The 21,370-nt window shown below is 44.9% G+C and carries 20 protein-coding genes; 8 read left to right on the top strand and 12 right to left on the bottom strand.

The features are described from left to right. Positions 1-87: 87 nt before the first annotated feature. Positions 88-534 (bottom strand): hypothetical protein, encoded by a 447-nt coding sequence (locus tag ACK8OT_RS11100; RefSeq protein ID WP_410196580.1) that lies wholly within the window; start codon positions 532-534, stop codon positions 88-90. Between the two features lie 22 nt (positions 535-556). After that, positions 557-1,273, bottom strand: coding sequence for a hypothetical protein (locus ACK8OT_RS11095; RefSeq protein WP_410196579.1), 717 nt, complete (start codon positions 1,271-1,273; stop codon positions 557-559). Positions 1,274-1,662: 389 nt separating this feature from the next. Here ACK8OT_RS11095 and ACK8OT_RS11090 point away from each other — a divergent pair, with 389 nt between their 5' ends. Next, complete coding sequence (locus ACK8OT_RS11090; RefSeq protein WP_410196578.1) at positions 1,663-2,724, top strand: hypothetical protein; 1,062 nt, start codon at positions 1,663-1,665, stop codon at positions 2,722-2,724. An 87-nt stretch (positions 2,725-2,811) separates the two neighbouring features. On the opposite strand, the gene ACK8OT_RS11085 is transcribed toward ACK8OT_RS11090, so the two are convergent. From ACK8OT_RS11085 to ACK8OT_RS11075, 3 genes are all read right to left on the bottom strand, one after another. Next, complete coding sequence (locus ACK8OT_RS11085) at positions 2,812-3,255, bottom strand: hypothetical protein (RefSeq protein ID WP_410196577.1); 444 nt, start codon at positions 3,253-3,255, stop codon at positions 2,812-2,814. Between the two features lie 68 nt (positions 3,256-3,323). Then, positions 3,324-4,151, bottom strand: a complete 828-nt coding sequence (gene rhlP, locus ACK8OT_RS11080; RefSeq protein WP_410196576.1) for a rhombotarget lipoprotein — start codon at positions 4,149-4,151, stop codon at positions 3,324-3,326. Between the two features lie 137 nt (positions 4,152-4,288). Next, positions 4,289-4,816, bottom strand: coding sequence for an NADPH-dependent FMN reductase (locus ACK8OT_RS11075; RefSeq protein ID WP_410196575.1), 528 nt, complete (start codon positions 4,814-4,816; stop codon positions 4,289-4,291). A gap of 268 nt (positions 4,817-5,084) precedes the next feature. Here ACK8OT_RS11075 and ACK8OT_RS11070 point away from each other — a divergent pair, with 268 nt between their 5' ends. Further along, positions 5,085-6,044, top strand: coding sequence for a LysR family transcriptional regulator (locus tag ACK8OT_RS11070; RefSeq protein ID WP_410196574.1), 960 nt, complete (start codon positions 5,085-5,087; stop codon positions 6,042-6,044). On the opposite strand, the gene ACK8OT_RS11065 is transcribed toward ACK8OT_RS11070, so the two are convergent. The 5 genes from ACK8OT_RS11065 to ACK8OT_RS11045 form a co-directional block, all read right to left on the bottom strand. Next, on the bottom strand, positions 6,020-7,048 hold the full coding sequence (locus tag ACK8OT_RS11065; protein WP_410196573.1) for an alpha/beta hydrolase family protein: 1,029 nt from the start codon (positions 7,046-7,048) through the stop codon (positions 6,020-6,022). The two genes, ACK8OT_RS11070 and ACK8OT_RS11065, sit on opposite strands and share 25 nt — an antisense overlap. A 170-nt stretch (positions 7,049-7,218) precedes the next feature. Next, complete coding sequence (gene hepT / locus ACK8OT_RS11060) at positions 7,219-7,593, bottom strand: type VII toxin-antitoxin system HepT family RNase toxin (RefSeq protein ID WP_410196572.1); 375 nt, start codon at positions 7,591-7,593, stop codon at positions 7,219-7,221. A 314-nt stretch (positions 7,594-7,907) separates the two neighbouring features. After that, positions 7,908-8,306 carry a type VII toxin-antitoxin system MntA family adenylyltransferase antitoxin gene (mntA, locus tag ACK8OT_RS11055; protein ID WP_410196571.1) on the bottom strand — a complete coding sequence of 133 codons (399 nt, stop codon included), beginning with the start codon at positions 8,304-8,306 and terminating at the stop codon, positions 7,908-7,910. Between the two features lie 99 nt (positions 8,307-8,405). Then, the gene (locus ACK8OT_RS11050) at positions 8,406-10,814 is read right to left on the bottom strand and encodes a putative bifunctional diguanylate cyclase/phosphodiesterase (RefSeq protein ID WP_410196570.1); all 2,409 of its coding nucleotides are present in this window, start codon (positions 10,812-10,814) and stop codon (positions 8,406-8,408) included. A gap of 103 nt (positions 10,815-10,917) precedes the next feature. Then, positions 10,918-11,703: a metallophosphoesterase gene (locus ACK8OT_RS11045; protein ID WP_410196583.1), complete on the bottom strand. Its 786-nt coding sequence runs from the start codon at positions 11,701-11,703 to the stop codon at positions 10,918-10,920. A 207-nt stretch (positions 11,704-11,910) separates the two neighbouring features. On the opposite strand from ACK8OT_RS11045, the gene ACK8OT_RS11040 reads away from it, so the two are divergent. Further along, positions 11,911-13,119: an alpha/beta hydrolase gene (locus tag ACK8OT_RS11040; RefSeq protein ID WP_410196569.1), complete on the top strand. Its 1,209-nt coding sequence runs from the start codon at positions 11,911-11,913 to the stop codon at positions 13,117-13,119. Positions 13,120-13,132: 13 nt separating this feature from the next. Continuing rightward, on the top strand, positions 13,133-13,675 hold the full coding sequence (locus ACK8OT_RS11035; RefSeq protein WP_410196568.1) for a PadR family transcriptional regulator: 543 nt from the start codon (positions 13,133-13,135) through the stop codon (positions 13,673-13,675). Positions 13,676-13,707: 32 nt separating this feature from the next. Here the strand turns inward: ACK8OT_RS11035 and ACK8OT_RS11030 are convergent, their stop codons facing one another. Then, positions 13,708-15,072: a DUF4143 domain-containing protein gene (locus ACK8OT_RS11030; protein WP_410196567.1), complete on the bottom strand. Its 1,365-nt coding sequence runs from the start codon at positions 15,070-15,072 to the stop codon at positions 13,708-13,710. A gap of 358 nt (positions 15,073-15,430) precedes the next feature. Between ACK8OT_RS11030 and ACK8OT_RS11025 the strand changes: the two genes are divergently transcribed. Further along, entirely contained in the window at positions 15,431-16,429 is a 999-nt protein-coding gene (locus tag ACK8OT_RS11025) for a YecA family protein (RefSeq protein WP_410196566.1), read from the top strand. 13 nt (positions 16,430-16,442) lie between these two features. Here ACK8OT_RS11025 and ACK8OT_RS11020 read toward each other — a convergent pair whose 3' ends face one another. Then, the gene (locus ACK8OT_RS11020; protein WP_410196565.1) at positions 16,443-17,615 is read right to left on the bottom strand and encodes a MerR family transcriptional regulator; all 1,173 of its coding nucleotides are present in this window, start codon (positions 17,613-17,615) and stop codon (positions 16,443-16,445) included. Between the two features lie 357 nt (positions 17,616-17,972). On the opposite strand from ACK8OT_RS11020, the gene ACK8OT_RS11015 reads away from it, so the two are divergent. The 3 genes from ACK8OT_RS11015 to ACK8OT_RS11005 all read left to right on the top strand — a co-directional run bounded on the left by ACK8OT_RS11015 (position 17,973) and on the right by ACK8OT_RS11005 (position 21,368). Then, on the top strand, positions 17,973-18,263 hold the full coding sequence (locus ACK8OT_RS11015) for a helix-turn-helix domain-containing protein (protein WP_410196564.1): 291 nt from the start codon (positions 17,973-17,975) through the stop codon (positions 18,261-18,263). Beyond that, on the top strand, positions 18,253-19,602 hold the full coding sequence (locus tag ACK8OT_RS11010; RefSeq protein WP_410196563.1) for a type II toxin-antitoxin system HipA family toxin: 1,350 nt from the start codon (positions 18,253-18,255) through the stop codon (positions 19,600-19,602). Before ACK8OT_RS11015 ends, ACK8OT_RS11010 begins: the two co-directional genes overlap by 11 nt. 515 nt (positions 19,603-20,117) lie before the next feature. Beyond that, positions 20,118-21,368, top strand: coding sequence for a DNA cytosine methyltransferase (locus ACK8OT_RS11005; RefSeq protein ID WP_410196562.1), 1,251 nt, complete (start codon positions 20,118-20,120; stop codon positions 21,366-21,368). Positions 21,369-21,370: the final 2 nt, after the last annotated feature.

Raw genomic sequence — 21,370 nt, 5'->3', positions numbered from 1 at the left:
GTTTTATTTAACACATTGATATTATTTAATATATCGCGGTTTAAAAAGCGCTCCTACGGGCTAGTCGTGGCATGATCTGGCTTGCTGTTAGCCGTCGGTAAAGGTGATTTCAATATTGGCTTGCTGGCGATGAGCCAGATGAATAAAGCTGGTGATTTCGGTGATATTACGCAATATGGCGATTAGGCGTTTTATGTTGCTGGTGTTTAGCTCGCCTGCCGCGAATTCTTTGTCCAGTTGCTGCGCGGCGACAAATTCCACCTTTTGCCAGAATTTGACGGCTCTACTTGGCAGGCAAATTTTGGCCTGATAGCTTTGATAACCTTCCGATACCGATACCGAATGATGATCAAAACTGGGCGAAAATTTGTCCATGTCTCTTTGCCCTAGCTTGCTGGTAAGCGCCAGAATCGGCTCTCGGTACTCGTTAAAAAACTCACACAACAAGGCGTTGCAGCTGGCCTCAGACAGATGCTCGATAATGACATTGTCATCTTTCGTTATGCTGATTTTAATTGCATTCACTAAACTCATTTTGCTTCTCCTTGTGTCATGTTCACTGGGTGTGTATCGCTCTGGCATGGTAGCGAGTTGGGGCTTTTCTTACCGCGTTGGCGAAGTCATCAAGCCAGTGCGGGTCTTGCTGTAATAATGCGGTTTCAGCCGCGCACAGAGCAATGTCAATGTGGGCATCCACGTAGCTTTTGGGTGAATAATAAACGCGAACTATATATTGCTCAGTGGCGGTGCGATATAGGGTATATAACCATGGCTTCTCCTGTACTATCACACTGCTGTTGTCATTGATGGACGCGGCTTTGGGTCCGGGGTTCGGCGTGTTAGGTAACGGATCAGCTTGGTTTACATCCAGCAAGCTAAAGCGCATCTCAGGTGGCAAGGCGGCGGGATAAGCCGACTTATTGTAGCCAAAAGGACTTATAGTCAGCGTGTAACTGTTGGGATGCCAAATACACAATTTACATAGCACTAATACCTCCAGCAGATGATTATGCAAGGCGGGATGCTGCTGGCATATCGGCAACGCAGTGAGCAGTGCTAACTCGCTCATAAACTGCAAAATTTGTTCAATTGAATTTAAATGAGTGGGCGAGGCATCATCAAAACCATTGATTATTTCAAAGCGCTCATCACCGGAAAAATCTTCAAACACCTGCAGGTTATCTGGATGAAAACAGCTATACAAAGGCGCTGATTTACGGGTTGATATTGCCGCTGACATGGAGTCTTGTGTTGATAGAGTGATTGTTGCCATCAGGTACCTATCTTGCGTTAAATGCTGCGTGTTTATGGAAAGGTTGTCATGTTACCACTAAGCCATGTGTTAGGTAGCCGATAACAATGGGCTATTTTACTGGCTTGGAATTGAGTTCACGAAACCTGCTTTGTTATCTTGCTGTGAGGTTTAATTGATGAAATTATTACGCGTTAATTATCAGGGCTGGCCACTTTTACGTGGCATAGACTGAGCAAGGCTCAATTAATAATGGAGCATAATACCCATTAGTTGGCAGGATAAAATACCGGGCAAAATTCAGGACTGGCTGAATGGTCTGTAGCAGCAGGAGTGCAGAGGCTAGCGTATTTTAAACAGATGATTGCAAACAAAGATGCGAAATTATTTAAGATGGTAGAGGTGTTTCAGTGAGAGTAGAAGAAATAGACAAAATTCACGGGGTCAGCTGTTATGTGGATACGGGCAATGAGCTGTGTTTTGCTTATTTAGATGAGTCAACCTTATATATCGGTGATACCAGTGTCTCGCTAGAGCAAGAAATTGACAAAAGCACCTTGAACTTTGTAGACGGGCTATTGTGCTGGCAGGCTAACTCTGGCTCAGCTTCACTCTTGTATTCCTTGTCTGAACAAAAAGTAATGCGACAAGATGAGCAAAGTGGTACTCGTGTAGGCTATTACAAAATGCAAACTCTGATAGGTAATAGCATACTAATGTGGGAGGTTAATGAAGAGCTGGACGCTAACTACCTTTATGATATCACCAACCAAGCGAGTAAAACCTTACCTTTTGACCCGAGGTATCACGGCTTTGATGGTCAGCAACATATCTTTTTAGCTTATGGTGATTTTGAACTCGAAGAAACGGTGCGTGAGGATGTGCGTGCTTACAACCCCGATGGCGAGCTGCTTTGGGTTTTCCCGCTACGAGGAAGCACCTCAAATGGTTTCCAGAATGATGTTCCTTTAGAGCTAAATGCCGCACTGGGCATCTATGACGGTAAACTATGGCTTAAGCTCTCGTCCTATGACATTGTGGCCTTGGACTTAGCGACGGGCGAAGAAGTGGCCCGCCTTCAATTTGAAAGAAATGTGACAGAGTACCTGCAATTGGATGCGCGACAAGGCTGTTTATTTGGCACATCCCGTCAGCAATACTTTCACGTTGATTTAACCGAGCCTGAGTTACGGGTGCAAAAAGGCGATATCCGCGGTTTGGCCGAGGCGGGAATAAGGTCTGTATTTACGGAGTATTATTTCTGTTTCAACGATGCATTTTTATTTGTGGCCGAGCCAACCACGGGAGCGGTGGCCATGATAGACCGCCAGCAATGGCAAGTGGTACATGGGTTTAAGCCTGAAATGATCGGCAATAGTTTGCGCAAGTTAAATGGAACCAGCCTTCAGGGCAATAAGTTTTACCTGCTTGATGGCGCCAATACCTTGCACATTTATCAGTGGCAAGCCTAAGAAAAAGCGCCGCTTTGGCGCTTTGGCTAGCTGAATGGCCTTAAAGCTTGGGTCTAGGGCCTTAGGTCTTGGGCCATTCCGATCCTATTAATCTCCGTAAAAAGTCAGCTCAATCTTGGCTTTTTGTTTTTCTGCTTGCGCTAATAAACAAAATATCTCGGTTACATTCCTTAATAGCATAACTAAGCGATTGATTTTAGGTTGGTCTAACGGAGTCTCTTGCAAGGCTTGGGTAAATTGCTTGGTGGCTAAAAATTCGACTTGGCCAAAGTGGCGCATGTACGCCGCTGGTTTAAATATTTTAGCCTGATATTGCTCATAACCCTCAGACACTAAGGGGCAGTGCTCGGTATAACTGGGTTTAAACTTGTTGGTTTCCCGCTCCCCTAGTTTGTTATATAAGTCAAGAATCGGGGAATGGTGCAGGTAATACTCACTGACCAACGGCGCAAAGCTTTGCTGTGACTCGTATTCACTGGTGCTGCCGTCAGGCAAAATGATGTTACTTCTTAATAAATGGCTTGAGCTCATCAGTTCCTCTTCATTGTTTCATTCCCTGAGCAAGCTCAGGTCCCACGGGGAGGCGGTTTATAACCGGATTAACGGTTAAAAACCTTTCTCAATACTCCAATCATGAGCAGTAGAGTCAATAGATATCCCATGCTTCCACCGCCACTGTAGCCATCGCGATGGGTGATGTTGGCCACTTTCTCTTCTTTAACGCGGGTTTTAAAGCGCGCGAGCTCTGCGTCTAGGTTCTTCGTCATGTCATCAACGGCGAGGGCAAAGCCTTCGCGTGATTTGTCGCTTATGGTGTCGTCAACGCCAATGGCGGTGCTGAGTCGCTCTAGCTCACTAATGCCGGGGGCACGAAATAGCATTTTCTGACTGCTGATATCAAACACGGCGGTATCGACAAAGGTTTGCACCGAGTTTTGATTGCCGGGGATCAGGTACATGCCCACTATGGTCCAGTAAAGCAGGGCGGCATTGTTTTCCTTTGATTGGCTGACTTGGTCATAAGACACCAGTGCAATCACGTCGATGTCATATAGTCGCCCAAGTTGTGATAGGAAGGTAAAGCCTTTGCCACCTTGTAGGTAGGTACTCGGAATGACTTCGATGTGGTCAATATAATCATATTGCGTAAAGGCCGATTTTACTTTGTTGAGCAGCTCAAGCTGGTCTTTTTCATGGATTTGGTGATGGCCATAACGGCTAGGCGGCACAAACGCAATGCCCACTTTAACGGGTAAATTCAGCGTGGGGATTTCAGGCTTATGCTCGGCTCGGCTATGCTCATTAGGGTAGAGAAAATCGACCAAGCTACTGGATACGGTATTTTGGCCAGTCTTGTCGCTGACTAAACTACTACAAGCCGTGAGGCCAAACAGACAAAACAAGACGGCGAACAATTGAATTTTCATGCTTTTCCTTGCATTCGGTGAGCCGGCCACCTTTTGTTTAACACGTTAAGGTGACGAGGGGCTATCAATAACTATCTGATATTTAATGATAGCCCGCGATTAAAGGCAAGGTTTGTTTGCTTTTCTGCAAAGCCAAGTTAGTGAGTTAAGCTGGCCATGGTGGTGGCCAATTTATCCAACCACTCGGGTGAGCGCATTTGCTGAGTTTCTAGGTCGAAATTGTCGTAAAAACTCGGTAGTGACAAGCTGCCTTTGACATCCGCTGCGAAGAAGGGCGCTGAGGTTATAGCGGCATTTAGCACAGATTGAGCGCCGCCCGGGCCGGGTGAGGTGGCTAACAACACCATAGGTTTATTCTGATACACCTTCATGTTGATGCGCGAGGTCCAATCAAAGAGGTTTTTGTAAGCCGCGGTGTACGAGCCGTTGTGCTCGGCAAAGGAAATCACAATGGCGTCGGCTTCGCTGATTTTTTGGTAAAATTGCTGCGCCGCTAACGGAATGCCCGATTCATTTTCGCGATCGCTGCTGTAAATCGCCATTTCGTAGTCATTGATGTCGAGCAATTCCACTTCAGCGCCGTCTACTAAAGAAGCGGCATAATTTGCTAAGGCTTTGTTGATCGATTGTTTTGAGCTGCTGGCGGCAAAGGCTAATACTTTCATGATCTTGCTCCTAAATAGGCTGACATTGTTATCCCCTTTCTACTTGAAGCTGCAGCGGTGTTGGCTAAGCTCGTTCACCCCAGTCACATAGTTTATCTATGCTCATGGGGTTCACTCACTTGCCGCCTACCTGCAACTCCAAGTAGTTTGCGTATAGGTGCTCTTGGCGTAGTTAAATGTTAACTTTTATGCCTTGAACTGATAAAACCTATTCTATACTTGTTACACTCATTGATTAATACGCAAAAAGTGCATTTACTATTTCCATATGACTAATAATAAACTCTTTGATGGCATTGAGATCTTTGTGCAGGTGGTAAAAAGCCAAGGCTTTAGCGCGGCGGCGGAGCAATTAGGCCATTCCAGCTCACACGTGAGTAAAGAAATTAATAAGTTAGAGAAGCGCTTAGGCGTGCGCCTGCTTAACCGCACCACGCGCTCGATAGCCTTAACGCCCGAAGGAGAAGCTTATTATCAGCATTGCAGCCAGCTGTTATTGGATGCTGAGGCGGCGATCACGGCGATCACCCATAACAGTGTGGATCCTAAAGGCACGCTAAAGGTGAGTTGCCCGATTGGTTTTAGTGCCCATTATTTGCAGCCAATTATGGCTAAGTTCCTCGATTTGTACCCCAATGTGCGCCTCGATGTGGACTTGAGTAACAAACATATCGATGTGATTGGTGATGGTTATGATTTAGCGATCCGCGCGACACCGCAGCTAGATGAATCCAGCTTGATATGTAAACGGGTGTTTAGTTGTGGCACTTATGTGATCGCCTCTCATGGCTACCTTGCCAAACGCGGGCGGCCCTATCATCCAAGAGAGCTAAGCAAGCATGATTGCCTTTGTTACAGTAATGCCAAGTTCCCGAATCGCTGGGATTTTACCTCGCATGATGGTGAAAAATTCAGTGTTGATGTGAAAGAAAAAATGCGTTGCAACGACGGTCAAGCTCAGCTGCAAATGGTGCTAGCAGATCAAGGTATCACGCGCTTGCCCGGCTTTTATTTAGATCAAGCCTTTGCTAATAACCAAGTGGAAGTGTTGTTTAAGGATTTTGTTGAGCCCGATGTCAATGTCTATGCCGTGTATCCCAGCCGCAAGCATTTGTCGCCTAAGGTGCGGTGCTTTATTGATTTATTGAGTGAGGAGCTGGCGCAACAGGATCATAAACGTAAACTGGCGAGTTACTTACCCAATCAACTTGATTCCGACTTGGTTTGAGCTAGGGGCAAGGCTTCTAACCAAGCCAATAGTAAGGGAAAAAAGTCTGCGGCAAAGGCATCTTGCTCTAACCAAGCGAGTTTGAGCCAGTCACTTAGGCCGTAACCTTGTTGGTTAAATCGAGCCGAATCGTGCAAACCATGATTGGCTTGTTTTACTAAATACAGCCGCACCAGTGGGCTAGCTTGTTGTTGCCAATCGGCAAATTCTTTGCGGGCATCTACGTGTAAATCATCTTCACCCCAAAGTAGCAAACTGGGGATGGCAATTTGGGCGTAATCCCTGCTGGCATCAGCACGAATGTTTTGCAAAATAAATTGAAAGCGTTGTCGAGAGAATGGGCTGTCTGCGGGATAGTCCGATGGCGTGGCGCTTTTGAACATGGCGACCTCCGCCATGTATTGGTCTATGGCAGACTGGATTTCCGCCTGACTCTTGCCGGCAAGTTGTTGCTTAACTTGAGTATAATATTGGCCTTGGGCAATCCAATTGCGCGCAAAGCCCACCCCTATCATAAAACCGATAGGGTATTGGCCATTGGCTAAAGCCGGCGCTACCCAGCCTGCTTGGCTAAAGCCGATTAATCCGGTGTTGTTCGCGTTAAAGCCATGAGTTTGCTGCACCCAGCGAACACCTGCTAATACCTCTAGCTGGCGTTCTTGCATGGTTTGCGACAGCCAATCACCGCTGGAGTCGCCAACGCCGGGTTTATCCCAGCTGAGAATAGCATAACCATGATGTCGTAATTGCTGCCAAATCGGCTCGTAGTAACCGTTGGCGTCATAGGTTTGCGCGCCATCGCCGTGGACAAACACGAGCACGGCTTTGGCTGGCTGTTGCGTGAGTGGTGCGAGATATTGCCCTGATAATCGATTTTTGCCTTGGCTAAAACTGATAGGCTCAGCATCAGCGTGAGATAACCATAAGCAGCACAAGGCAAAAAGGCTGCCAAAAACTGCCCATCTAACCTTGAGCCATTTCCCTTGCTGACTGGCGTATTTCATATCCTACCTTTCCCTGCTTCGGCTCAGTTGTTGCCTATACGATACGCTTTTTACCTGTAAAAGTGTGTTAGCAAATGTAAGGTTTTTAACTGTATTCCTTTTTTATCAATAAGCAGAGGGCATGCTTGCTTCAGCAGAGACTGACGGCCAGTGGGCTATTGGCTGACGCACTAGCTCAATGTTTGGCTGGTTAAAATTTGTTGGCTAAAGTCTTTAAAATCATCAAGGTGATGCTTAACCACAGCAATTACTATGTCGATGTTAAGTGCCTGATAGTCATGTACGGCTATGTTACGCAGGCCGACCATTTTTTGCATTTTTAACGTGATATCTTGGCTAATGATTTGTCCTTGATGCAGCAGCTCAAAACTATTTCGGGCCGATTGGGGAATGCCAAGTTGGTTATTTTTGATGATGATATTGGCGATGTCTATACTGGCCTCACATAGCCGCTGCAGATTAAGTACAACAGAGTCTTGCTTGGTGTAATTGAGTTTAAACTCCGCTTCGCTGGTAAATTCTTCATTGATTCTGGCTATACCCAAGTTACCTCAAGATGCTTGTTCAGCGAGAGTTTGTAGGCTGTTAGGCGCGACGCTGATTTGAGACATAGTGATTCACGGTTGTTAAACTACGTTGAAAATCAGCAACAAAGCATAACAGCCTACAAAACTCGCCCTTTGGGAGTCGCTCATTATGTTCATTTTTTCGTTAAAAAGCCTAGAAAGGGCTCGCCATTCCTTCAGCTTTTTGCCTCAAACTGAACATAATGAGCGGCTCTGAATCCCGCATCTTGAGGTGTCTTGGGTATAAGCATCGTTTGATGGTTGCCAGTTTGTTGATCACTGCATCTTGCATCTTAGTTGCCTTGTATAAAACTCTCGATGATGTCTTTTCTGTCTTCTTGTAAGCGACCGTACATACTGTAAATTTGGGCGCTGAATGTGAGATCGTCATCAGGATCACCAAGGAGCAGTTTGCCAGTTGTCACCACTTGCATCTGCATGACGGTGGAGGCGCTTAATAGGTCGACTAAATCCACGTCTTTGTCTAGTTTAATCGCTAACTCTTGGGCTAGGTTAAATCTTAGCAGGTTATCAAGTGGGGCTGAAGGCAGGATGGCAATATCAAGGTCACTGTTGACGGTAGCTGAACCATTTGCGTGTGAACCAAACAAGTAAATCAGCTTAACACTAGGTAAAGCCTGACTTAAAAAGTCTGTGATTACCTTATCTTGAGAAGGTGATGCTTGGGTCATTAGGTTGCCATTCACTATCAAAATGAACCAACACTATAACAGTAAAACAGCCATGCTTTGAACTGGTTTTACCTTGAAACCCCAAAGGTTTAAAGTGCTTCAAGCCTCAAAAAGATGCTCTACATCACCGGGTTTCATTGGCTTGGCTATGTAGTAGCCTTGGCCATATTCGCAGCCGATTTCGACCAATTTTTTGTGTTGCTGCAGGGTTTCTATCCCTTCAATAATCACCTGAAATCCGAGATCGTTGCTCATGTCTCGCACCGCCCGCATCATAGATAAATCCTTTTTCGAGCTGAGCATGCGCCGGGTAAATGAACGGTCGACCTTGATAAAGTCGATAGGGTAATCAAACAGGGCATTAAGCGAACTAAAGCCAGTGCCAAAGTCATCCATGCCGATGAGGATCCCTTGTTTGCGCAGTTTCTCTATGGCTGCAAATGAAGGCTGGTTTTGTCGCACAAACTCTTTCTCGCTAAATTCAAATACGAGGTTTTTGGGGGAAACCTTGGCCTCTCGAATAATCTCAAGTAATTGGTCAACCGATTCGGTTTTTACTAAATGCTTGGCTGATAAGTTGACGGCGACACGGATGTGCTTGGGGTGGAGTGCCAATTTTTGCCATTGGTAGAGCTGTTGACAGGCTTGGCGCAAAATATCCAGATCGAGATCGATAATCAGGCCGCTTTTTTCGGCAAAAGGGATAAAGTCCAGCGCTTTGCGTAAGGTGTGTTTACGATCACTCCATCTGGCCACCACTTCAAATCCCATTAAGCTGTTGTCTTGCAGTCTGATCATAGGTTGGTAGTGGGGCACGATATCGCCATGGGTAATCGCCTCGAGTAGATCTTGGCTTAATTGGTCGTTGGTTTTATTAATGCCGTTGTCTTGATAAAAACTATAACGGCTGTCGCTGTGCTTGGCCTCATACATGGCCTGATCGGCATCTTCTAGAATTTGTTCAACGCTTTCATAACTGCTATTGACTTGGGTGATGCCTAAGCTGCACTTGCAAGTTAATAGCTCACTGTTTAGTGACATAGGGGAATCAAAGGCGGCCACAATACGCTGTGTAATTTCAATGATGTCGCTTTTTTGGCTTATTTTATCCAGCATGATGACAAATTCATCGCCGCCAAAGCGCGATAGTACATCATTTTGTCGAATGCAGGTTTCGAGTAAACGCGCACTGTGAATTAATACTTGATCGCCCATATGATGACCAAAGTAGTCGTTGATATTTTTGAACTTATCTAAATCAATGAAGATAACGGCAAAGGTCTGATCTGGGTGGCGCTTGACGCGTTTAAGGGCATCAGTGAGCTTTTCAATAAACAGGGCGCGGTTGCCAAGTTGGGTTAGGGGATCATGAAATGCCCCATAGGTAAGCTTTTCTCGCACACTTTGGTATTGTTTTAGCTCTTGCTCTAATTTTCGATTTGATTGGCTCAGTTGCTTGATGCGATCTTGAATTTGCCGATCAAATTGAAGGTTCTCTTGAATTGAATATTGCGTAAGCTGACGCTGCAGGGTTAATGCGGCCAAGTAAGCGCAATAACTGGTTAAAGCGCGTAACTCGGGTTGCATGGTTTGCTGCTTACTGGCGCTGCAAATAGCCAAAACACCCAATAGTTTTTCTTCATAAAATATAGGGGTGCCAAACCAAGCATGCTCTAACTTTACTTGTGATTGCATTATGCCTTGTTGATATTGCCAGTGAGCAAATCGTAATGGGGTAAAAAATTGTGCCTGTTGGTCGGTAATGATTTTATTAGCCAGAGTTAGATAAATAGAAGCGGTGAGCTTTTTGGTACTGCTGTAATAAAAGCTGGGCACATTATCTTTGATGATAATGACGTAGTTTTCAACGTCAGCCAGATAAGGTTTTAACGCTAACTTGAGTTTTTCACAAAGACGGTCAATAGACGGATTTTCAGAGGCTTGAAGCGTCAGTGCTTGATACACATCTGGGCTAATTTGTTCATATTGGCCATTGCCAAGCAAGGCTTTGAGGCGCGAGTGTAAAATAAGCAGCGCTGTTTGTTCTATTTCAGCGCTGACAAAGGAAGCTTTAATAACCAGAAACAAACCTGGTTGTTGCAGTGTATTGTTGTGGTCAATACCTATGCTGTACCAAGCGGGTTTGTTATTGCCCCGATTAAGCTCTGATAGTGCCTGCTGGCAAGTTGCACGCCCTAACATTAAGCGGCTGATGGATTGTTTCTCTGCTTGATTCAAGGTGCCCGTTTGTCCTAAAACCTGCCCCCCAGATGCTTGTGCATTAAGCGGGGTAAACTGGGTTAAAAAGATGTGTTCGACCGTGGCGCCAAGACTGAGCAAATTAAAGGTAAAGTCACATACTTCTTGGTAGTGCCAGTGAGTTGTTGCTGGCTGAAACTGCAACATAGCTTGTAGGCGGTGTAAATGAACCGCACAGATATCAGGCTCTTTAGGCGAAATTGGAACGAAGCTTGCCGTCGAAGTTACTTTTGGGTTTTGGTCATCCATGCCACGACACGCCTATACTGCTTTTTTAGGGACTTCTATAGAGTTTAGCAGGGAATAGTTGTTGAGCAAAAAATAGACAGTTTGAAATTTTGTGTGGCCAACATTAATTGATGGGGACACGGTAAGTTTGCATGCTATTGAGCTCGATGAGTGTGAAGGGGCCTTGGTAGTCTTGACTTGAGGCGGTATCGATAAATAGGCTATTGGCAACCTGCACGGGTTGCTCGCTCATGGTGTGGCCATGGATGGTGAGATCGACACCTTGAACGGCCTCGGCTGTTTCTTCTTTGATTCGCGTCCGTCCCCAGATCCAGCGCGGATTTTCCCGCATATCACCTTGCCACGTTTGCATCTCAAGCCAGTCTAAACCGTGGGGCTGGGCATGGCTTATGCCGATGGTTTTGCCATTGGCAAGCTGACAAGTTAGGGCGCAAGGCATGGCTTCAACAATAGATTGCAGTTGCTTTAGCGCCTGCTCCGTTAATGTTAATGCCCATTGGCCGCCGTTTTTAATCGTCCAGAGATCGATATATCTTTGTTCTAACTCGCTGCGATCAGCTTGCCACCACACGGCAAGGGCATTGGACATCATCAATTCATGATTGCCCGCCACCGCATAAAACCAAGGCTGCTGCTGGTAAAAAGTGAGGGTCGCAGCCGATGCGGGGCCGCGATCGATTAAGTCTCCCACACTAATCAAGCAATCTTGCTTTGGGTCAAATTTAAGCTGTGCTAAGGCGGCTTTAAGTGGGTCTAATTTGCCGTGAATATCACCGATGACATAACTGTGGCGATAGTGACTTAAATCGAGAAATTGATGGCGAAACTGCATACCAAGCCCTGTGGTGATTTGAAGACGCCCATTAAACCATGTTGGCGTGGTTAGCACATCGTTCAAGCGAGTAAGGCTCATTTAATGAGCGGTATCGGCTTTGCTGGTTTCATTGGGTTGGTTCGATTAGCTGCGCTTTTTGGGTTTAAGGTTAGAAGGAGGTTTCTACACTCAGTTTAAAACTTGGCCCTAAGTTAAAAAACTTGTCACAAAGAAATAATAAGTATCTAATAGATATATCTCTTAGATGTATTTGGTGGTGATATGAAACTTAAAATGGCTTTAGCACTTTTGACTACATTCGTTGCGGTCGTTATCTTCTTTATTCCTGGGGTATCGATGCCCAAGCCGGATGGAAAATATCAAGCGGGCGTGACTCAGTTTGAGTTGGGGGAGGGTGAAAATTGGATCCAAGTCATGGCTTGGTATCCAGGAGAGGCAACGGCTGACGCTAAATTTTTTCCTTATATGCCACAATGGCTCGGGCAAGCTATTGCCAAGCAGCAAGGCTTGCCTGAGGTACTATTTACCGATGATGGCATTTCTTCATCTTATTTAGATATTCCCGTTGCAGCAGGGCAACACCCCATTCTGATTTATAACCATGGCTATGGCTCAACACCAATGCAAAGCATGACGCAATTTGAGCAATTAGCGAGTCATGGTTATATCGTACTCAGTCTTGGCCACCCAGGGGACAGCCTAGTGCTCAAGCGTTTACAAGGTGAGCTAATTCATCAAACGGCGCAAGCCAGTATAGAGCTCGATGAAACAACCAGTAATACGGTTATGGAAATGGGGCCTTATTGGCAACAGCTAGCTCGCAGTGAAAACCGTCAACAATGGCAGCAAAGATTAGCTGAAATTGAACAACTCCCCTTATTTGAGCGTTCTAATGCGCGATTTGATTATTGGGTGGCGAACAATGAGCTGTTGCTTGACAGTCTTATCGACTTACAATCCGGTGCAGTGAATAGCCTTCTACAATCACATTTGAATTTGGCTAAAATAGGCGCTTATGGTCACTCTTTTGGTGGTGCTGTGTCGGTTGCAGTGGCATTAAAACGACCTGAGGTTTTGGCTGTTTTGAATATGGATGGGCCACAGTTTAGGTTTGAACAGGATCAGGTCATCGATAAGCCAATTTGTTTTGTTTATGGTGATGAAAGTGAAGGTTTGTTTGCCTCTTATCAAGGCATCAATGATACGTTACTAAAAGATGTGCAGGCTGAGCATTGTTCTGTAACGTTTAAGGGAGCTAACCATAATAATTTTACGGATGTAAATTATATTACTCCAATGAAATATTTCGGCTTAATTGGTGAAGTAGACAATCAACAAATGGGTAAAGCATTAAATAACTTGTTGCTAGGTTATTTTGATTGGCAGCTCAATGGCGCAGATCCTTGGCAGTCACAACATGATATGGTTAAGACAAATAAATTAGCGTTGACTCAGCCTCAATCAGACTAGTGGGGGAATAAGAATGCAAGACAAAGTCATACTGGGTTTGTTAGCTCATGAAGATTTAAGCATGTACCAACTTAAAAAGATCATGGAGCAAAGTACCTCACTTTTTTTCAGCGCGACGACAGGCAGCCTTCACCCTGCGCTCAAAAAATTGCAAGCTGCAGGTTTGATTACTTGCCGAGAAGAAAGCCATGGTAAACGAACCAAGAAACTTTATTCTCGGACGCAGGCTGGCGCACAAGTGTTTCAAAACTGGATTTCAGAGCCTGTGGCTAATTTGAAAGTGAAGGATGAAGGGTTACTGCGTCTTTACTTTAGTGGTCATATTGAACAAGAAATTGAGCCCTATTTACAGCTTTTCATCAATGAAGCAAAAGGGCTTTTAGAAGTATTAGAGCCGCTTTATTTTTATCACAAGCAGCAAACAGTCGCAGCCAAATATGCTAAACAGGTCTTTTTTGAATTGGCGACCCTAAAGTACGGTATTGATAATTTAAAGTTTGCTATTGATTGGTATCAGCAGCTAATCCTTGAATATCGTGCTGCTGAATTTGTTTAACCAGAGCTGAAGAGCCTAGACGGTTCATGTTGTTATGGCTGATTTGGTAGGGGCAATAGGTTCAAAGCAAACTCACAAAAGTATAGCGGCCAATGGTGAGTGGTTGTGCAATCCGCGGGTGGAAAACCGGCATGCAGTTTAACCGTTTGCTGTGGCTGACACTTTTTCTGATATGAAGGTAGGGATTTGGCGCGGGTGCGCAGTGGCGATTTAACCTCTATGGGCAATACCGCACCGCTGCTATGTGGGATAATAAACTCCATTTCGGCCCTCGCATCATGCCATGAATAGCTAGGATAATGGCCTAGCGCGGCCAACTCTTGTTGCACAAAGCTTTGCATTAAATAGCTGGGATAGCTCTCAGTGCCGAGTTTGAGGCTTTTATAATCCAGCCCTAACAGATAATGCAGCAAACCAATATCGTATAAGAACAGTTTAACCATGCTCGGTTTTTGTTGTTGCGATAGGGGTGGGGTTAGTGAACCACTAAGCGGATAGTTAGCGAGCAGCCAATGTTGATTCTCTAGCCACTTGATCGCTTGTGCAAAATCTTGATAGCGATTTTTTTGCTGAAATACGCCTTTAAATTTAAAGCGTTGCACGCTGGTGTAAGTGGCACTGGCGAGCTGTTTGGCGATTTGCTCCAACAGAGCTCGCAGTGGCGCGACAGGTAAGTTTGAGCCCAGCATGGCTTGTTGTAATTGGCTTAAATGCTGCTGGTGGATGGCTGAAACCGCGTTTATACGCTCACAAATACTGGCTTGGTTTAGGTTAAACCAAGTGGCAACGGCTTGTGGCATACCACCAGTGAAGCAATAATCCCTAAATTGCTCGCTTAGGCGTTGATGAGCCGCTGGTGAGAGCACTTGCTTGGTAAAGGTTTTGGCTAAGGCACGATGTGGTGAAGCGTGTAAAAATTCACGAAAACTCAACGGCCGTAAAGTATGATGCGTTAAGCCATTAAGCTGATTGGTTGCTAGCTCACCGCAATCCACACAGCTAGCAGCAATAGACAGTTGGGGAGCTTTACTGGCGATGCGCTGCAATAAGGCTAACCAGTTGCTAAGTTTGGCGGGTGTTAAACTCGGATTTTCCATAACAAATTGATTTAATGAATCTAATCCAGTAAACACGATTAACCCTTGTGGATCTATTGGTGTGCCATGGAGTAATTCGAGTAAGGCCACAAACTGGCTAGGTTGCATGTTATTGTTGAGCTGCGTGAGTAGTTCGGGATTTTCCACAATATTAAACTGGTATAGCTGACTAAAATGGCTGCCCAACAGTTGGCTCAGTAGGTAAGATTTACCAACACCGCAGGCCCCACTGACTAAGAGTATGCTTCCATCATTTTTATTCTTCCATATCAATAGCTTATCGAGTAGCTGGCGCTCCAAGGTAGTGTCTCCTCAACCATCTATATCATTTTTACGTATGAAAAAATGTCATAATTTAATTTTTTATGTGCTTAAAAGTGTAGATAGTAAGTTTTTAACGCGCTAAAAAATGTGGACTATTGATTGGTGTAAATATGTAAATTGTTGCGCCAATCACATCTAAGGCAACAGCCTAACGGCTGGGTGGTCAGATCCGAGCAAACAAAAGCAGTTAGTGTGTGAATAATGCGGATGAATGATTGAAGGTAGAATGGTTTGTGGTAATTTATTCTCCCCCTTAATCAGCGCAATAGGATAAGTTGATCAACCATGAGCAAGTTAAGGTCTTAAACAGCCAAAAACAGCAGAGAAAATAGCAATGAAGCTTGGTAGAAATGATCCTTGCCCTTGTGGCAGTGGCAAAAAATATAAGCGTTGCTGCATGAGCAATGCCGGCAAAATCAACGCGCAAGTGATGGATGACTTTGACCAAATTGTTGCCATGAATCCAAATATTTCTTTGGATGAGCTGAATTTGGTGGCGCAACACAGAATGCAGCAGCGCAATAGCCAAGCAATTGATGACTTTTGTGGATTATCGCCCAACCAAATGAGCAATTGGATGTACGCGGGCTTTAGCGATCTTAAAGACGTGGAGATCAAGATCCCAGAGGATCTTTCTGCCTGTCCTGTCATGAGCTACTTGGCCTTGATCTTAGATGAAGCCATGGCCAATGGCGGATCATTTAAAGCCACTACCAAGGGGAATTTACCTGCGGCCTTAGTTAAGCAAGCCACTGGGTTGTTGCCAACATTTGCGGCGGCAAAATATAACACCCATGTGAGTATCAGTGACTTTGCCGGTAGCAATGAGGATAAGTTTGACGCCCTGCATTATACCCGTGTACTAGCTGAAATCGCCGGTATTATTTACCGCCGTAGTGGCCGTTATCATGTCAAAAAAGATGCCCAAAAGCGTTATTTAAGCCAAGGGCTAAATGTCTTTTTTATGTCTATGCTCGAGGCGGCCATCTATCAGTACAACTGGGCTTATTTTGATGCTTATGACGTCGATGCCGATCTGGCCCAATTTTGGCTGTTTATGCTGTGGCGATTGCAACAACACAGCTCGCTTGACCAATTAGATAGCGAAATCATCACGGCTTTTCCAACCTTGCTCGAGGCCATGCCCGATAATTTTCACAGTAGTGTGCAAAAAACACTCAGTAACGTAGTGGAAATACGCTTTATTAAGCGCTTTTTACAGTTTTGGGGTTTTGTAACCCTAGATCCCATACGTTTTCGCAATGGAGAGCGTGTTGACCGAGTGGCAGATATCCAGCCCTTGTTACGGGATACCTTTGTATTTTCAATTTAGTTAGGGGGGCTGATTAAGCCCCTTTTTGTAGTACAAACATATGGTAACCAAATTCGCCTAAGTAGCGCTCATAAATCCCTATCTCGCGCGTGATATCGGCTATCGCGGTAGAATTTGGCATGCTGGCTTTAACTTCAGTAACCCGTGCTTTAAGTGGTTGATAGTAATCGTGCCATGCTTGTTCACTCAGCGTGAAATGATCTATCACCTTATAGCCTGATTGGCGCATTTGGCTTAAACGGGTTGTAACCGTTTGCATATCGGGATATTCGCCCTGCCAGAATGCCTCTGCCTCAGTGCTTGGGGTGTCGGTTAACCAAACTAAGTCACTGAGCACCAAGTAACCTTTATCGCTGAGTAACGTCTGCCATTGGCTTAACGCTTGCTCGACACCCATAATGTAAGCCGCCGCTTCCGACCAGATGCAATCAAAGCTGGCAGGGGCAAAGGGCAATTCTGTCATGCTGGCGCAGTTTAAGGTTACGCGGTCATGCACCCCTTGTTCAGTAAGGCTGCTAGCCAATTCATCAAGGGCGCTTTGCTCATTATCCACCGCCACAATTTGTGCTTGAGTGTGCTGAGCTAACAAGCGGGTTGAGAAGCCTTTGCCACAGCCAATATCAATGATCTTGGTTGGGGTTGTTGCTAGCTTTGATAACGCCTTTAACGAATCGGCATCGCAGCCCGGCCCCCAGCGATCTAAACCTTGGAAAACCTTCATAAAGTCGGCCATATATTGATCGTGTTCGTTCATATCTTTTGACAACCATTTTAAATGCAGGGCTTGTTTTTCATTAAAGCCTTGCTGCTTTAACCAATCCAGATGAACATCCGGCGCTAATTTGTCTGTCAGTTGATGCCAAGACCGCAGTGAGCCTTCACCCAACAAGGCGGCGAGTAAATCTCGAGCCTGTTGCTTTTGAGCTATATCTTGATCCAATTGTTGCAAGCGGCTCTTCAGTACTTCGCGCTCTACTTTGCTGTCTAGGCAAGCCTTACATTCCTTGAGCGTTAAGCCACCGGCTTGCAGTTGCTGTAATAAATGCAGTCGCTGCGCATCTTTTTCTGAATAAAGCCGGTAGCCGTTGTCTTGGCGTGTGCCATGCAACAGGCCTTGCTTCTCATAGTAAAGCAAGGTCGAGCGAGACAACCCAACTTGCTTGGCTAATTCAGAAATGCGATACATAAATAAAAATCCCTATGCCATAAAGCGAAAATGGGCAGAAACTGATCAAATCAATAAAGAAGATAAACTATGAAGTTATAGACAGGTCAAGAAACAAATCAAATGATATTGGTAAAAATCGCGAGATTGTTGGGTTTGGTTTTAGTCATCGCCCTCTTAAAGCAGCAAAGCCTGTAGGACCGGAGCCGCTCCGGGAAAATTAACCTACTGGATGAATGTCAGGGTAAAGAAATTGCTGTTGTGAAAGATTATGTAGAATGACTTTTCAATACTACTGTTCGTATGGGATACAATGATAGCTATTTCTGGTTTTTTATATATATAATGGATACAGCTGTATCCTATAGGTCGTTGCGAATGAATTTAACCTTACTTGATGATACCGATGTAAGCCAAGCCTATGCGGCTTATTTACGTGAGTTACGAACGCAGGCAAAGTTGTCACGAGCGGCGCTTGCTGAGCGAAGCTGTGTACCTGCGGCCACCATTAAGAAATTTGAGCTAACTGGGCAAATTTCATTTCGCCAATTGCTGTTGCTATGGCAGACCCTTGATTCGCTAAATAGGCTTTATCAGCTCACGCAACCTAGCAAAGAACGCGCTGCTATACCCACGAGTATTGATGAGGTGCTAAAAGATGAGTTTTAAACCCATTCAAAAACTCACTGTAACTCGTATGCTAAGCTCAGGTGAGCAGATATTTGTTGGGGTCTTGGCGCAGAATCGGCAAGGCGTTTTTTTTCAGTATGCTGACGACTATTTGCAGCAGTTTGGGAATTTATCGCCTTTTACCTTGCAGTCGAGCGCACAAGTTCAAGCCGCACCTAAAGCGCCGCATCAAGGTGTACATGGCGTATTTGGAGATTGTTTGCCCGATGGCTGGGGCATGCTGTTGCAAGATCGTATTTTCCGGCAAAAGGGTATCCTGCCTAATCAATTAACGGCGATGGATAGACTGGCCTTTGTCGGTGATAAAGGCATGGGAGCATTGTCTTTTTCTCCGGTGTCTGAGTTTTCAGCCACGACGAACGCGGACATTGATTTAGCGACTTTAGGCCTAGAAGCACAAACGCTGTTCGATGCTTCGATGTCAGATTATATGGATGATAATCACGATGAGTTAGATGGGCATACGCAACAGGTGCTGGCCGCATTAGTCGCCGGAGGTAGTTCGGGTGGGGCAAGACCCAAGGCACAGATTTATATGCCTGCTGGAGAAACTAAGCATTGTCGAACCTTTGCTCAGCCTGGAGATGAGGCTTGGCTGATTAAATTTACCTCAAAAAATCTAGCGCTCGGGCATGAAGAAGGCTTGTGTGAGGCGGTTTATTTGCAAATGGCCGAGCTTGCCAAGTGTCAACCACCGTTATGGCAACTCATTGATGCACCACCTACAAGCGGTGCGCCAGCCTGGTTGGCGCTCAAGCGTTTTGATTATGTCACTGAACAGGCCGACTTAGGCAGCAAGCGCTGTTCAGGCCGATTGCATATGCACAGCGCTTGCGGGCTACTGGATGCAGACTTTCGAACGCCAAGTTTAGATTATATTGACCTGATAAAAGCCAGCCGTCAGTTGTGTAAGTCCCCCGCCGCTGGGCAGCTGCAATTTCGCCGCGCCATTTTTAACCTGCTGTCGTCTAACCAAGACGACCACAGTAAAAACTGGGCGTTTTTGCAAGCGGATGACGGTCAATGGGATCCTGCACCTTTTTACGATGTTACCTATAGCCCACATCCATTCAATGAACACGCCACTGCGTTCGGAGGTTATGGCAAAGCGCCACCGCTTAAGGTGATGCAAAAACTTGCAGCAAGTGCAGGCTATGGAAATTGGCATGAGGCAAAACAGGTCATTGAAGAAGTCGCAGAAGCCATCAGCCAATTTACGTATCTAGCACAGCAACAAGGGATCAGTAAAACAACAGTGTCTGCGATTGCTAAGACATTGGAGCAGCGCAAACAGGAAAATGCAGCGCTGTTCCAATGAAAGTAAAACAAACTTTTTAATTCGCAATAAATACATAGCAAGGTCATCGTGAGCGAATATCAATACTATAAATTTGAGCGTCTGGATGGATAGTTAGATGCTAAATCGCGCCAAGCTCTCAGATCAATTTCAAGCCGCGCTAAGATCAGCGTCTGCATTTTTCATCGGTCATGACTCAAAAGCGCTATTTTGTAAACGAAGAGTATGGTGAACAATCTCAAGGTGCCCGCTACTTAGAGATTGCTGAATTTATTTCCAATTGTGGTGCGTAAACCGAAGCTGATTGAGCACAGTTGTGGCGACGTATCCAGTTTTCGTGCTAGGGATCAATCTGTCCTAATACACCACTGTAGTGGTTTCATCTACATTTGTTAACGAAAACCTTAACCGCTTCTAGTTGAACAGAATCTTCTTCTTCCTCACAAAGCTACAATCTTTTAGCCCTGGTATTTTGCTAGTTTTTCTTTAGAATAATACTATACGTATGCAATTAAGATTTAAGAGTATTTTTTAAGATGTCATGTCAGCCAGACTTAGCACAAAAAGCAACATATATTGACCTTTTCTCTGGATGTGGAGGGCTTTCGTTAGGCCTTGGCAATGCAGGCTGGCATGGTCTTTTTGCGGTAGAAAAAGATCCAATGGCATTTGCTACTTTTAAGCGCAATCTTATAGACGGAAAGCATGCACACTTTGATTGGCCTAATTGGTTACCTAAAGAAGCGACAACTATTCAAAACCTATTAGAGAACTATCCTGAACAATTAGCCGCATTAAAAGGAAAGGTTGATCTAGTTGCAGGAGGGCCGCCGTGTCAGGGATTCTCACTTGCTGGGCTCAGGAATGCTAAAGACCCGCGTAACAAGCTCTCCGATGAGTACATCAAGATGGTAGAGATTGTTGCACCTAAGTATTTGCTACTTGAAAATGTTAGAGGCTTTAATGCTTCTTTCAAAGCTCCTGAGGGTAAAAAAGCAAAGAAACCACACTCCATGATAGTCAAAGCTAAGCTTGAAAAACTTGGATATAAGGTGTTTACCGATTTTCTGTGTAGTGCTGACTTTGGAGTTCCTCAAAAGCGCACTCGTTTTATTATGATAGGTGTTAAAAATGACCTTATAGGCCAGAACTTCGAGAATCCTTTTGAAGTCATATCTAATATTCGACGAGATTTTTTAAATACGAAGAAGTTACCATTGAGACCAGTGAAAGTGAGTGATGCCATTGGAGATCTGTTGGTAGAGACTAATGGTCTTATTCATCATTCAGGAAGTGAAGCGAGTGGTTTCAAGCAAATTGATTATAAGTCACCATCTAAGCTTTCAAAATACCTCCGCGTGATAAGAAAAGGGGTAGGTAGGTCCAAGCCGAATAGTCTTCGCTTAGCTAGACATAAACCGAGCACAATTGAGAAATTTACTAAGATACAAAACATTTGTAAGCCGGGTGTTAGTTTGAATGATCAAATGCGCTTGGAAATTGGAACTAAGAAACAAGCGATAACAGTTTTAAATGCGGATGAACCGTCGAAGACTCTAACAACACTACCAGATGATTTGCTTCACTATAGTGAGCCGCGAATTCTAACAGTAAGGGAAATGGCTCGAATTCAATCATTCCCAGATAGTTTTGAAATTTTGGGTAAGTATACGACTGGTGGTGAAAGAAGAACGCAAGAATGTCCTAGATATACCCAGATTGGAAATGCGGTGCCTCCTTTACTAGCTGAAGCTTTGGGTTTATTCATCAAGAGGTTAGGTAATTAATT

This window comes from Motilimonas thetidivivens (assembly GCF_046452435.1).
In the GTDB taxonomy this organism is placed as follows: Bacteria; Pseudomonadota; Gammaproteobacteria; order Enterobacterales; family CBDFNC01; genus Motilimonas.
Note: the sequence above shows the minus strand (reverse complement) of the source record. Positions and strands in the feature narration are given on the sequence as shown.

Excerpts from the sequence above, each read along its gene's own strand:
- ACK8OT_RS11100 (WP_410196580.1), bottom strand. The coding sequence starts at position 534 with ATGAGTTTAGTGAATGCAATTAAAATCAGCATAACGAAAGATGACAAT.
- ACK8OT_RS11095 (WP_410196579.1), bottom strand. The coding sequence starts at position 1,273 with ATGGCAACAATCACTCTATCAACACAAGACTCCATGTCAGCGGCAATA.
- ACK8OT_RS11085 (WP_410196577.1), bottom strand. The coding sequence starts at position 3,255 with ATGAGCTCAAGCCATTTATTAAGAAGTAACATCATTTTGCCTGACGGC.
- rhlP (WP_410196576.1), bottom strand. The coding sequence starts at position 4,151 with ATGAAAATTCAATTGTTCGCCGTCTTGTTTTGTCTGTTTGGCCTCACG.
- ACK8OT_RS11075 (WP_410196575.1), bottom strand. The coding sequence starts at position 4,816 with ATGAAAGTATTAGCCTTTGCCGCCAGCAGCTCAAAACAATCGATCAAC.
- ACK8OT_RS11070 (WP_410196574.1), top strand. The coding sequence starts at position 5,085 with ATGACTAATAATAAACTCTTTGATGGCATTGAGATCTTTGTGCAGGTG.
- ACK8OT_RS11065 (WP_410196573.1), bottom strand. The coding sequence starts at position 7,048 with ATGAAATACGCCAGTCAGCAAGGGAAATGGCTCAAGGTTAGATGGGCA.
- mntA (WP_410196571.1), bottom strand. The coding sequence starts at position 8,306 with ATGACCCAAGCATCACCTTCTCAAGATAAGGTAATCACAGACTTTTTA.
- ACK8OT_RS11050 (WP_410196570.1), bottom strand. The coding sequence starts at position 10,814 with ATGGATGACCAAAACCCAAAAGTAACTTCGACGGCAAGCTTCGTTCCA.
- ACK8OT_RS11040 (WP_410196569.1), top strand. The coding sequence starts at position 11,911 with ATGAAACTTAAAATGGCTTTAGCACTTTTGACTACATTCGTTGCGGTC.
- ACK8OT_RS11035 (WP_410196568.1), top strand. The coding sequence starts at position 13,133 with ATGCAAGACAAAGTCATACTGGGTTTGTTAGCTCATGAAGATTTAAGC.
- ACK8OT_RS11025 (WP_410196566.1), top strand. The coding sequence starts at position 15,431 with ATGAAGCTTGGTAGAAATGATCCTTGCCCTTGTGGCAGTGGCAAAAAA.
- ACK8OT_RS11020 (WP_410196565.1), bottom strand. The coding sequence starts at position 17,615 with ATGTATCGCATTTCTGAATTAGCCAAGCAAGTTGGGTTGTCTCGCTCG.
- ACK8OT_RS11015 (WP_410196564.1), top strand. The coding sequence starts at position 17,973 with ATGAATTTAACCTTACTTGATGATACCGATGTAAGCCAAGCCTATGCG.
- ACK8OT_RS11010 (WP_410196563.1), top strand. The coding sequence starts at position 18,253 with ATGAGTTTTAAACCCATTCAAAAACTCACTGTAACTCGTATGCTAAGC.
- ACK8OT_RS11005 (WP_410196562.1), top strand. The coding sequence starts at position 20,118 with ATGTCATGTCAGCCAGACTTAGCACAAAAAGCAACATATATTGACCTT.